The following is a 12,086-nucleotide window of genomic DNA, read 5'->3' on the forward strand; positions in this document are numbered from 1 at the left end:
TACATGTAATGCTTTAAAGCCTTACATGTAAAAAAATTATCTCAAAGGGATGTTCTGCGTATGAAAATTTTTATTCTTGAACATGATAGAGTCCTCCAAGAAGAAATAGACATCTGCCTTAACAACTGCCGCTTACACATCACCATAAAAAAAGCCTACGATAAACAAGCACTGTTTGATGAAGCCACTTCTTTGGATGAATACGCCTTATTTGTCCTCAACCTCAAAAATCCCACTGACGCACGTACGATAGATTTTATTCGAGACAACGGAGGCTACGCTCCCATTTTACTGATTGTAGAGCCCATGGAAGATGCCATGATGCTTAAAACCCTTTATTATCTTGGCTACAACGATGTCATCCTTAAACCATTTCCTGTTGAAGAGATGGTCTTTCGTATTTATAAACTCTGCGATATTTGGAATAACGATGTTTTTTTTCTACGTAATGGCATGTATTTTGATTTTAAACAAGGAATGTTTATTACCAAAGAAGAACCTATATTGTTAGGGCGGAAAGAATCCTTATTGCTTAAATGCCTCTTTTTAAAATCACCTCATATCGTTACATGGGATGAAATAAACGCCTTTGTCTATCACAATGAAGTCATCACACAAGAGCGCATTCGAGCACTCATTAAACAGCTTAGAGACAAACTCCCCCTCAAATGCATTAAAACCATTAATGGCAAAGGGTATCAGATGATTGTCTCAAGCTAAAGTAAAACTAAAAAGCATTTTTTTAAACACATTTTTTAAATATTGCTTTAAAAAAAATCTTACATTATATATTACAGTTAATTACTATAATTCAAGTGTCAACAATCAAAACACTGAAAAAGGAGTTTTAAATGAGTCAAGAGACAATGTCAAGACGTAATGCTCTAAAACTAGGAGCACTAGGAGTTACAGGTGCCATGCTCAGCGCAAGTCAAGCGATGGCAGCAGCACCCACAGAAAAAGAAGTAAAATTTGATGAAGAATACGATGTTATCGTTATTGGTACAGGCTTTTCAGGTCTTGCAGCTGCGGCTAAAGCGGCGGAGAGAGGCTATAAAGTTTTGATTTTAGAAAAAATGGGACGTGTAGGTGGCAACTCCGTCATTAATGGTGGTGGTATGGCCGTTCCCAACAGTACATGGCAAAAAAAATATGGCATTGAAGATTCGGGTGAGAAATTTATTGCCGATTGTTTAAAAGCAGGTTTGGGTATTAACCACGTTGAGATGCTTCAAACCATTGTTAAACGCTCTAATGACGCTTTAGAATTTGCTCTAAAATGCGGTGCAAAATTTCAAGATGTCAAACCTGCATGGTTTGGCGGACACTCTGCCCCTCGTACCTTAGTCACTGAAAACATGAGTGGTTCAGGCATTATTCAACCTATGGCAGCCTTTGTTGAAAAACTTCCAGGGTGCAAGATTCTCACCCGTGCTAAAATGGATGATTTTGTTATGAGTAGCGATGGCACATCGGTTTTAGGTGTCACCGCACGTATTAATTATCGCTTCGATAAAAACCTTGTAAGCGATGATGTTGAGAATAAAAGCGGTGAGAAAAAAGTGTACCGTGCTAAAAAAGGTGTTATTTTAGCCTCTGGTGGTTTTGCAATGGACAAAATCTATAGAAAAATGCAAGACCCTAGAATTGCAGAAGACCAAGATGCAACCAACCACGATGGCGCAACCGCAGGTGCAATGCTCAAAGCCTTTCAAATCGGTGCTATGCCTGTGCATATTGACTGGATTCAACAAGGACCATGGGCAAGCCCAGATGAGAGGGGCTTTGGTGTAGCACCCCTTCTAACCCAACAAGGTCTCTTTGTTCATGGAATCGCTGTAGATGTTAGAAACGGCAAACGATTTATGAATGAAATGGCAGATAGAAAAACCAGAGCGGATGCTGAGTATGTTATCTTAAGAGAAGCTCCAAAAATGTTCCCTGTAAGCTTTGGTACCTATAATACCTTTGGTGAGCAAATCTATCCTCAAGTTGAAAAAGGAATTCAAACAGGTGTTATGAAAAAATTTGATACCCTTGATGCACTAGCAGCCAATTATAAAATTCCAGCCGATGCGCTCAAAGCAACGGTTAAAAAATACAATGAAGACGCTCTTGCAGGTAAAGAGGATGAGTTTAAAAAACAAACCCTAAAAGATTTAAAAGCGGCTCCTATTGATATGAAAGGGCCTTTTTATGCCATTCGTTTGATGCCAAAACCTCACCATACTATGGGTGGTTTAAAAATTGATACCAGTGCACGTGTTATTTCTGCTAATACCAACAAACCAATTCCAGGTCTATTTGCCGCAGGCGAAGTAACGGGAGGAACACACGGTGCTAGCCGTTTGGGTACGGTTGCTGTTACGGATTGTTTAACCTTTGGCTTAATTGCTGGAGAAACTATCTAAATAAAAAGACGTAAAAACAGTTTCTAATCCCTGTTTTTACGTCCCTATCCGTTCTGCTTCATTTTTTATCTTCCATAGTGTTACAAGGCTACAACCTTCTATGTCAATAGATTAAAAAAAACAAGATAATAAGTAAATTATAGATAGAATTAATACCACAATAAAACGTCAAAAATGACCTAAAGGACAGATTTTGAAAATAGTTCTTCTTGAGCCAGATAAACTCTTAGCGACACGTATAGCAAGTTATTTAAATACGTTACGCTTAAAAGTAGACGTTAAGCAATTGAGTCATGAATCAGAATTATTGCAAGAAAGCTCCTTAAATGCGTACGCTCTTTTCGTACTGAACCTAAAAGACCCGCTCAACCCAAGCACGATAAAATATATCAGAGAAAATGAAAGTACTGCACCTGTGCTTCTGATTTTAGAAAAAGACCCAGACCCCTCCTTATTTAAACCCCTTTATTATTTGGGCTATGACTGCGTTTTAGTTAAAGATTTTTTACCTGAAGAGATTACATTTAGTATTTATAAACTCTGCAATGTCTGGAATGATAGTATTTTTTTCGTCACCAAAGAGATCTATTTTGACTTTCAAAATTCAAAATTTATCCACTACAATGACGAAATAATGCTCGGAAAAAAAGAAGCACTCTTACTCAAACACCTTTTCTTAAAATCACCCAGTATTGTCTCATTTAATGAAATTGCTTCGTACGTCTATCATGACGAAATTGTCAGTGAAGAGCGAATGCGCTCTTTAGTCAGACAATTGCGTGCAAAGATGCCTCTTCATCTCATTGAAACCATTAAGGGGGAAGGGTATAAGATTATGACGCATCCTATCGCCTAAGCTTTACATGTAAAGCCTAGACATTACTTTTTACACAACGCATCAAACCATTTTTCATTTTCTACGGAACGGTTTGCTTTGGATTTCAGCAGAGTTGCTTTGATAGAACACAGCTCATCTATCTCTAAAAAATCCAACATAGAAAAAGAAGAAATTGGTGCATTTGGGTCAGATTCTATGAGCCCTTCAATTTCCTTTATAAGCCCCTGTTTATCGATATTCTCTTGCATTATAATCCTTTGGATTAACAATTTATTACCTTTTTTATTGTACAATACCTCTCATTTCATGCAGATTATTTCTGTAAAATTATAAGGAAAATGAATGAAAAAACAGATTTTATGGTTTGTTGCACTGCTTTCTAGCACACTTTTTGCAGCAACAGACGCACAAATTGTTGAACACTTCAAATCGACAATTCAAGTTCCCAATATCACCATCGAAGTTATCTCTCGTAAAAAAGTCGATAATATCGAAGGTATGGATTTTGTAACGCTTAACTTAAGCGATGGCGCGCGTTCTCAAAAATTGAGTATTTTTACCAAAGATGACCTCATCTTCCCTGATGTCATTAGTATTAAACAAGGCGGAAGCATTAAAGAGATGATGGAGATGGCAGATCTTCAAAAAAATCTCTCAGCGCTTTACAAAAAAGAAGATAAAAAGAACATCGTCTCATTAGGTAATGATCCTAAAAAAGAGACTTTAGTTGTCTTTACCGACCCAGAATGTCCTTATTGCAGACAAGAATTAGCACAAATTGAGCAAAGACTTACGACCAATAACATTAAGCTGATTTTTACACCTGTACATGCACGTACTTCTTTAGAAAAATCAGTTTTGGTTTACAAAGAGAGTGCTAAAGCAAAAAATGATGCAGAGAAAATTGCTATTTTGAAAAAATACTTTGACGAAACCGTCAGTTATGAGCAAAAAATCAGTGATGAAGAAGTTGGACGCATTGAAACACTCAAACAAAAATATTTTGGCGCAGGCATTAAAGGGGTTCCTTTTATGGTGCGTGAAAAAGAGCTTTTAAAATAATATCTTTCACATAGACGCTTTTGTAAGCGTCTATGTTCGCCTCACATGCCTTTTAGTGGACATTCCTACGATTAACAAACCATTCAAACAAACAGCGTATGATTTTAGAAAGAAACCTAAAGGATGTGTGCTATGCAACCCAATCTTTTAATGATCGAAGATGACAGCGAATTGGCTGAAATTTTAACCCATTTTCTCAAACGCTACAACATCACCGTTACCAACTACGAAGACCCCTATCTTGGCATTAGTGCCTTAAGTCTCAAAAAATATGACCTGCTGATTCTTGATCTCTCCTTACCTGGCATGGACGGGCTTGAAATCTGCAAAGAAGTGCGTTTAAAAAACGATATTCCTATTATTATCTCCTCAGCTCGCAGTGATTTGGAAGATAAAATTATTGGACTAGAATTAGGTGCGGATGATTATCTACCAAAGCCTTATGAGCCCAAAGAGCTTTATGCTCGCATTATGAGTGTGCTAAGGCGTTATAAAAAAAGTACCTATCCACAAGAAGACGTACCCATGACTCTCATCCTTAAAGAAGAGAGCCATACCATTTTTTTTCAAGGCACACCCCTCACCCTCACCCCAGCAGAATTTGATGTTTTAGCCCATCTCATTAAAAAGAACAACTGTGTGGTCTCCAGAGCTGAACTCTTAGGCAGTGCCTTAAGCCTTAACGAGGAGAATGAGAGCAGAAGTTTGGATGTACTGATTAGCCGTATTCGCACCAAACTCGGAGAAAGCTCCAAAGAGCCAAAACTGATTCACTCTGTACGAGGCATAGGCTATAGGCTTCAAGCATGAAGTGGTACCATTCGATTATTACCCGTATATCACTGATTTTTGCGCTGGCACTTTTTGGTATTGGCGCTATTTTTGTCTCTCTTTTTTTGCATGAGAGAGAAGAGACTATTCGACAAATGAGTGATTACGCACACATTGCCATTCGTTCTGCTTTTGTTCCCCAAACACGTCAACTCGATCTAAGTAAGCTTGAAGAGTTGGGCTTTGTTATCGTGCATGATAGTAAACTCATTCAATCGCTTTTAGAACTTCCCCAACACCCACGTCCTATTCCTATGCGCCAAATGGAAGAGAAAATGCGCTTTCGTATGGAAATATTACCCTATGGTATCCATATGTATGCTATTTTACACAACAAAGAAAATCCCCCACTGGTGGTGCAATTACCCTATGAAAAAGAGCTTTTCCCACGCCTTTTTTTTCCACTCCTCATTGTTGCTTTTGTTATTTTTCTCTACATTGGTATTTTGCGTAGCATCCTACCTCTTAAGACCTTGCGCGAACAAATTAAACACTTTGCCAACGGGCATTATGACATTACATGTAAAAGCAGTAAAAAAGATGAAATTGCCGCTCTTGCCAATGAATTTGACGCTGCCGTTTCTAAAATCAAATCACTCAGAGATTCAAGGCAACTCTTTTTACGCAACATTATGCACGAGTTAAAAACGCCTATCACCAAAGGGAAACTTGCCTCTGAAATGATAGAAGATGCCACCTATGCGAAGATTTTGCAAAATGTGTTTAAGCGTCAAGAAGCCCTTTTAGAAGAGTTTTCACGCATTGAAAAACTGAGTGCTGATGAATTAAAACTCGACATCAAGAGTTATCATATTGAAGATGTGGTGGACTTTGCTTTGGATATATTAGAAGATAAGAAAGAGCACATTACATGTAACCTCTCGCCCATTGAAATTTCGGTTGATTTTGAACTCTTTGGGGTTGCTTTAAAAAACCTGCTTGATAATGGCATTAACTACGCCAGTGATGGTAAGGTTTATCTTGAAAACACCCTAAATACCATCACCATTTCCAATCATGCCCCAGAACTAGAATTCTCTCTTGAGCGCTACGCTGAGCCTTATTTTTTAGAGGGTAAAAAACAAAAAAGCTCCCGAGGCTTAGGCTTTGGTCTTTTTATTACATGGCATGTCATTCGTTTGCATGGGATGAAATTAGAATACACCCACAAAAAGGGCATTAACCATTTTCGCATTGTGCTTAAGAGCGTTTAAGATACAACAGGCTTTGGCACACCCCTAAATGGTCGTCAATGGCTTCTATTATAAGCCCTGCGCGTTCAATTAAGGCAATGAAATCTTTAGAGTGGTACATCTTACTGTAACCATTTGCCATAGCGGTAAAATAAGGCGATGTATTGATAATGCAATACGCAGAGGTTTCAAAACGCTGTCTATCCCAAAACGGCTCCATAATGCAAAGCCGTGTATGCTCATCCATTGCCTCTTTGGCTTTGCTCAAAATCATTACAATCATCTCTTCGCTAAAGCAGTCTAAAAACTGACTCATCCAGATAATATCAAACCCTTTGGGGAAGAGATGTTCTGGGGAAAGAACATTAGCAGGAAGCAGGGAAATCTGCTTATCTAAACCCTCTTTTTGGATGTTCTCTTTTGCCAATGCGAGCTGTTCAGGCAAATCCATAATGCTTATATGTAATTGTGTATCGCTTTTGGCTACGAGCATCGAAAACTTACCCGTATTGCCACCCACATCCAAAATGCGTTTGGGCTTAAGGACTAAGAGTTTTTGCACCGCTTCAGCAAAAGCGCTATCGGAGTAAAAGTGATCAAATCTAAACCAACTCTGCTGTGCCTCCTCTGGTAAAGAGCTAAGGGCTGGGTAAATACTCTCCCATGAACCAAACACTTTTAAGCCCTCAGGTTTACCACTCACAATCGCTTTATCCAACCAAAAAAGCCCTTGATAATTCACATGATGGTTGTAATTCATATTGGCAATGGTCATAGGGTCATTGAGTAAAAAATAACCCGTTTTTGTGATGAAATAAAGTGCTTCTTTTTGTTTCACAATATCCGCACTGAGCGCTGTTTCTAAAAGCGTGATGAGTCCATAAAGGCTCAATCCCGTCTCCTCTACCAGTGCTTCAAGGCTCATTCCCTCTTTATGCTCATAAAGTGCTCTTAAAACACCCAAATCTCTCATGGAACGAGCAGTTTGGAAAATAATGGGTGCAAAAGCGATGCGCTGGGCGTTATACTGTGCTTCCAAAGCGGAGCAGGTGTCATTCTCTTCAAAAAAACGATTCATTTTTTGCCTTTATTTAGCTATCTTTTTATAATATACCATCTTATGTTGAAACTAACGTGAAGGATAATACGATTTTAACCAATCTTTATACGCCCATAACACTCGAGCCACACCAGCTAAGTGTTACCTTGAGCGATGCGCATCATCCCATTTTTCAAGCACACTTTCCAAACAACCCTTTATTGCCTGGATTTGTCTTACTCGATATGAGTGCACAGCTTTTACATGTAAAGATTAAACGTATTCAAAAAGCAAAGTTTCTAAAACCTATTTTGCCTAAAACAACCCTCTTTTTTGATGTTACATGTAACGAAAAAAAGGTCAAAATAACCGTCAAAAATTCCAACGAGAAAGTGGCTGAACTTATCTATGAAACAGAGTGATATTATTGTTGTTGTGCCCACCTACAACAACCCATTAACCATCCAAAACGTAGCCCAAGATGTCCTCTCTCATGGGTATGAACTCATTATTGTCGATGACGGTTCAAACACACCTGTGGCGTCACTGCTCACGCCCCATGAGAGGCTCACTCTCTTACGCCATGAAACCAATCAGGGCAAAGGAGCCGCCATTATTACAGGGGCAAAAGAGGCACAACAAAAAGGCTTTGAGTATTTCATTAGCCTTGATGGCGATGGGCAACATTTAGCGGGTGAAATTGCCAAAATCATAGAAGCCTGCGATGGTGAGCATCAGATTATCATCGGGGCACGCAATTTTGAAATTAACCATGTGCCCAATGGCTCAAAATTTGGCAGATGGTTTAGTAATTTTTGGGCATGTTGGGACACGGAGCAGCACATTACCGATTCACTCTCAGGTTTTCGTCTCTACCCGACGTCCATTTTAGATTTGGTCATTGAGACCAAACGCTTTGATTGGGAGATGGAAGTGTTGGTCAAACACGCATGGAAAAAACGGCTCATTAAAGAAGTGGTAGTGGAGTGTTACTACCCTAAACCTGAAGAGCGTGTGAGCCACTTTAAAAAATTTTGGGACACCGCTGCCATTGTTATGGTGCATGTCAAACTCTTGCCTCGCAAGTTTTATTTGAAAAAAAGATACCGATGAGTACGAAACAAAGAGGGAGTGGCTGGAGCATTCGGCTCGTTTTTAATCTCTATAAAACCTTAGGCTACACCTTTATTTATTACCTTATGTATCCTGTCACTTTTTTTTATTTTTTAGTTGCACACAACGTCAAAGAAGCCCTCAAAGAGTACTACGCACAGATTGGGGAGCCTTTTACACTGTGGAACTATTTTGAGCATTTACGCCACTTTGCCATTACCATGTGTGACCGCTTTATCTCCAAAGTAGCGCCACAAAGTTACACATTTGTTATGGACAATCCTGAGCTTCTTTTAGGCAATGTTCAACAAGGCTCCATTTTACTTTTATCACATTTTGGGGGCTGGGCGGCTGCTGGGAACTGTTTTAGTGGCTTTAAAATGAATGTCATTATGCAAGAAGCCCTTTTAGAAGAGATTAAAGCGATTGAAGAATCCTTAGAGACCAAAAACAGTAATTTACACATCATTGACCTCTCTAAGGGGGCTTCGAGTGTCTCCCTTGAAATTGCCTCCGCACTACTGCGCGACGAAGCCATCGCCATGATGGCAGACCGTGCCACAGAGCCTAAACATGCCAAAGAGCTCCTCTTTTTTGGCAAACCTGCCCTTTTTAATCAAAATCCTTTTGCCATTGCCTACAAAACACAAAAGCCTTTAATTGCGATGGTGGTTATTTACGAAAAACCTCGAACCTATCGCATTGAATCTATTGATTTAACCATGAATAAAACCCATCATCAAACCGAAGAAATTGAAACCACTATGCAACACTACGCTGATTTTTTAGCAGATGTAGTGAAGCGCTACCCTAAGCAATGGTTTAATTTTTATCATTTTTGGAAAGAGAAGAGAACATGAAACTAACCCTAGACAACCGCTATATTTCACTAGACGAGATTACAAAAGCGACACAGATTTGCATTTCAAAAGAGCCTGCTTTTCAAGAGGCGTTTATGTTAGGACATACCTTTTTAATGAATGAAATTAAAAAAGGCAAACCCATTTACGGTGTGACCACAGGGTATGGGGCAAGTGGTAAAAACTACCTCACCTATGAACAAAGTGAAATACTCCAACAAAACCTCTACCGTTTTCACGGCTGTGGCGTAGGCGCATCGCTGAGTATACAAGCTTCTCGTTACGCCCTTATCTGCCGTCTTATCTCCCTTGCAAAAGGCAAATCAGGTATCTCCTATGCCCTTTTAGAGCGTTTGGAGCTTTTACTGGAAAAAGAGATTATTCCTGTGATTCCCTCGTTAGGTTCGGTGGGGGCAAGTGGTGATTTAACACCACTTTCCTACATTGCCGCAGTGATTGCAGGCGAGAGAGAGGTATGGTTTGAGGGAAAAATTCAAAGCACAAAAGAGGTGTATGAAAAGCTAGGCATTACCCCTTATGTTTTTAAGCCCAAAGAAGCCCTCGCCATTATGAATGGTACGACCATTATGAGTGCGATTGCGCTGTGTGCGCTGGAGCGTTTTGAGGTCATCCTCTCAAGCATGGAGTCTTTTGTGGCGGGCATGTTTGAAGTTTTACTGGGCGACACCACCCCACTGGATGCCTTTGTGCATGAAGCTAAACCTTTTAACGGACAAATCCAAAGTGCTGCTAACATTCAAGCTAAAATTGAAGGCTCAAAACTGACTCATGGGCGGGATGATAGGTACGACAAATTTTTTGAGGACAATGACCTTAACATTCAAGATACCTACTCCATGCGTTGCGCACCTCAAGTCTTAGGGGTTATTCGTGACAATTTAGCCATTTCTAAAAAATGGGTGGAAGAGGAGATTAACTCCGTTAATGACAATCCGCTCATTGATGGTGTCAATGAAAAAATTTACACCTCAGGCAATTTTTACGGTGGCTACGTCGCCCATGCAATGGACACACTGAAAATTTGTGCCGCCAATCTTGCCGACCTTTTGGATAAAGAGTTTGCCCTTTTGGTTGACCACAAGTTCAATCGAGGCATTGGCGAAAACCTTAAACTCTCAAAAGAGCCTTATTTTCATGGTTTTAAAGCCATGCAAATTACGCTCAGTTCTCTCAGTGCTGATGTCATTAAAAATACCACCGCAGCATCCATCCATTCACGCCCTACCGAATCGCTTAATCAAGATAAAGTGAGCATGGGAACCACTGCCGCACTCGATTTTAAAAAGATGATGGAGCCTTTGGAATTAATGCTGAGCATCGCTTTCATTGGACTTGCACAAGCCATAGACATTCGAGGTACACACAATGTTTCCCCTTTCTTACTGAAAAGCTACACCACCCTTCGTAAAAAAATACCTGCTTTGATGGAAGATAGACGTATGGATGTGGACATTGCGCAGGTTCAAAAAAAGCTTCATCGAGGGGTTTTTGCATGAAAAAAGTCTTAGTCACAGGAGCGACTGGGTGCATTGGTGAAGCCATTGTACGTTATTTTGCACAAGAGGGCTACTTTGTCTACATTCACTACCATACCCAAAAAGAGAAGGCGCAACGCCTGCTTGAGAGCATTGAGCAGGGCGAAATCATCCAATGCGATTTAACCAATCAAGAAGCAGTCAAAATAGCTTTTGAATCTTTACATGTAAATGTCTTAGTCAATAACGCAGGCATTACCCGTGACAAACTCTTCTTCTTTATGGAAGAGAGTGAATGGAGCGATGTTATGAATGCCAATCTTAACAGCCTCTTTTATGTTACCAAAGCGATTTTACCGCAGATGATGAAAGCCAAAGAGGGCTCGATTGTGAATGTCTCTTCGATTTCAGGCGTGGTAGGCAATGGAGGACAGGTGAACTACTCTGCGAGTAAAGGGGGCATTAACGCCTTTACTAAAGCCTTATGTGTTGAAGTTGGACGCTACAACATTCGTGTCAATGCGGTAGCCCCTGGGGTGATTGAATCGGAGATGATTGAACATGTGGATAAATCCATTACCCAAATCATCCCCTGCAAACGCTTAGGCAAACCCGAAGAGGTCGCTGAAGTCATCTTTTTCTTGGGCGATAAAGCTACTTACATTAATGGCGAGGTGATTAATATCAGTGGTGGGATGGTGAGATAATGCACATTCTTTTCTCGTTTTTATACGCTCCCATTGTGGTCATTTTACTGGGCTATTTTAATGTCAAAACCGTTGCTTTAGGACTTTGGGCTTTGGGGGTACTTTGGCTGTTGCTCCTAAAAAAGAGAAACCTTAAAACGCTTATTTTTCCCTTTTTTTATATCGTAGTTGCCATTGGTACGTTTGTCATGGATGACTTTTTAGTCCTCAAATTTCTTCCACTGCTCATCTCTTTAGCCTTTCTCTTTTTCCTTATTGCCAGCTATTTTGACAATGACTCGATTATTGTCTACTTTGCAAAAAAACTGCACAGACGCCCTTTAAGTGCTAAAGAAGAGGCGTACATTAACCGCTCAACCCTCTTTTGGATTGGCTTAGCGTTTGTCAACATCCTTTTACATGTAACGATTTTATTGCTCAAAAACGACGGTTATTGGATTATTTACTCCTCGTTTGGTTGGTATATGGTCTTTCTTTTAGGGGGAGTTGTACAATTTTTACACCGCCATTTTGTCTTTTTAAGGCGAGACTAAAGC

The 12,086-nt window shown here is 39.8% G+C and carries 14 protein-coding genes; 12 read left to right on the top strand and 2 right to left on the bottom strand.

Annotation, left to right across the window (positions count from 1 at the left end):
- The first annotated feature begins 60 nt into the window (after nt 1–60).
- The 3 genes from SULBA_RS11015 (at nt 61) to SULBA_RS11025 (ending at nt 3,267) form a co-directional block, all read left to right on the top strand.
- A complete protein-coding gene (locus SULBA_RS11015) occupies nt 61–720 on the top strand; it encodes a response regulator transcription factor (protein WP_014770368.1) in 660 nt (219 codons plus the stop codon).
- A gap of 131 nt (nt 721–851) precedes the next feature.
- Entirely contained in the window at nt 852–2,411 is a 1,560-nt protein-coding gene (locus SULBA_RS11020) for a flavocytochrome c (RefSeq protein WP_014770369.1), read from the top strand.
- A 193-nt stretch (nt 2,412–2,604) separates the two neighbouring features.
- A complete protein-coding gene (locus SULBA_RS11025; protein ID WP_014770370.1) occupies nt 2,605–3,267 on the top strand; it encodes a winged helix-turn-helix domain-containing protein in 663 nt (220 codons plus the stop codon).
- A 23-nt stretch (nt 3,268–3,290) separates the two neighbouring features.
- On the opposite strand, the gene SULBA_RS11030 is transcribed toward SULBA_RS11025, so the two are convergent.
- Nucleotides 3,291–3,497, bottom strand: coding sequence for a hypothetical protein (locus SULBA_RS11030; RefSeq protein ID WP_014770371.1), 207 nt, complete (start codon nt 3,495–3,497; stop codon nt 3,291–3,293).
- Between the two features lie 94 nt (nt 3,498–3,591).
- Between SULBA_RS11030 and SULBA_RS11035 the strand changes: the two genes are divergently transcribed.
- From SULBA_RS11035 to SULBA_RS11045, 3 genes are all read left to right on the top strand, one after another.
- Entirely contained in the window at nt 3,592–4,311 is a 720-nt protein-coding gene (locus SULBA_RS11035) for a thioredoxin domain-containing protein (RefSeq protein ID WP_014770372.1), read from the top strand.
- Between the two features lie 132 nt (nt 4,312–4,443).
- On the top strand, nt 4,444–5,121 hold the full coding sequence (locus tag SULBA_RS11040) for a response regulator transcription factor (protein WP_014770373.1): 678 nt from the start codon (nt 4,444–4,446) through the stop codon (nt 5,119–5,121).
- Nucleotides 5,118–6,356 carry an ArsS family sensor histidine kinase gene (locus SULBA_RS11045; protein ID WP_014770374.1) on the top strand — a complete coding sequence of 413 codons (1,239 nt, stop codon included), beginning with the start codon at nt 5,118–5,120 and terminating at the stop codon, nt 6,354–6,356. Before SULBA_RS11040 ends, SULBA_RS11045 begins: the two co-directional genes overlap by 4 nt.
- On the opposite strand, the gene SULBA_RS11050 is transcribed toward SULBA_RS11045, so the two are convergent.
- Nucleotides 6,343–7,413, bottom strand: coding sequence for a methyltransferase (locus SULBA_RS11050; RefSeq protein WP_014770375.1), 1,071 nt, complete (start codon nt 7,411–7,413; stop codon nt 6,343–6,345). The genes SULBA_RS11045 and SULBA_RS11050 overlap by 14 nt on opposite strands.
- Before the next feature lie 56 nt (nt 7,414–7,469).
- Between SULBA_RS11050 and SULBA_RS11055 the strand changes: the two genes are divergently transcribed.
- The 6 genes from SULBA_RS11055 to SULBA_RS11080 are packed head-to-tail and all read left to right on the top strand — an operon-like array spanning nt 7,470 to nt 12,083.
- Nucleotides 7,470–7,796 (top strand): ApeI family dehydratase, encoded by a 327-nt coding sequence (locus SULBA_RS11055; RefSeq protein WP_014770376.1) that lies wholly within the window; start codon nt 7,470–7,472, stop codon nt 7,794–7,796.
- Complete coding sequence (locus SULBA_RS11060; RefSeq protein WP_014770377.1) at nt 7,783–8,487, top strand: glycosyltransferase family 2 protein; 705 nt, start codon at nt 7,783–7,785, stop codon at nt 8,485–8,487. Before SULBA_RS11055 ends, SULBA_RS11060 begins: the two co-directional genes overlap by 14 nt.
- Complete coding sequence (locus SULBA_RS11065; protein WP_014770378.1) at nt 8,484–9,347, top strand: lysophospholipid acyltransferase family protein; 864 nt, start codon at nt 8,484–8,486, stop codon at nt 9,345–9,347. The genes SULBA_RS11060 and SULBA_RS11065 overlap by 4 nt, the downstream gene beginning before the upstream one ends.
- Nucleotides 9,344–10,864, top strand: coding sequence for an HAL/PAL/TAL family ammonia-lyase (locus tag SULBA_RS11070; RefSeq protein WP_014770379.1), 1,521 nt, complete (start codon nt 9,344–9,346; stop codon nt 10,862–10,864). Before SULBA_RS11065 ends, SULBA_RS11070 begins: the two co-directional genes overlap by 4 nt.
- A complete protein-coding gene (locus SULBA_RS11075) occupies nt 10,861–11,550 on the top strand; it encodes an SDR family oxidoreductase (protein ID WP_014770380.1) in 690 nt (229 codons plus the stop codon). The genes SULBA_RS11070 and SULBA_RS11075 overlap by 4 nt, the downstream gene beginning before the upstream one ends.
- On the top strand, nt 11,550–12,083 hold the full coding sequence (locus SULBA_RS11080) for a hypothetical protein (RefSeq protein ID WP_014770381.1): 534 nt from the start codon (nt 11,550–11,552) through the stop codon (nt 12,081–12,083). The genes SULBA_RS11075 and SULBA_RS11080 overlap by 1 nt, the downstream gene beginning before the upstream one ends.
- The last annotated feature ends 3 nt before the right edge of the window (nt 12,084–12,086 follow it).

The sequence above is a fragment of the Sulfurospirillum barnesii SES-3 genome (assembly GCF_000265295.1).
GTDB lineage: Bacteria > Campylobacterota > Campylobacteria > Campylobacterales > Sulfurospirillaceae > Sulfurospirillum > Sulfurospirillum barnesii.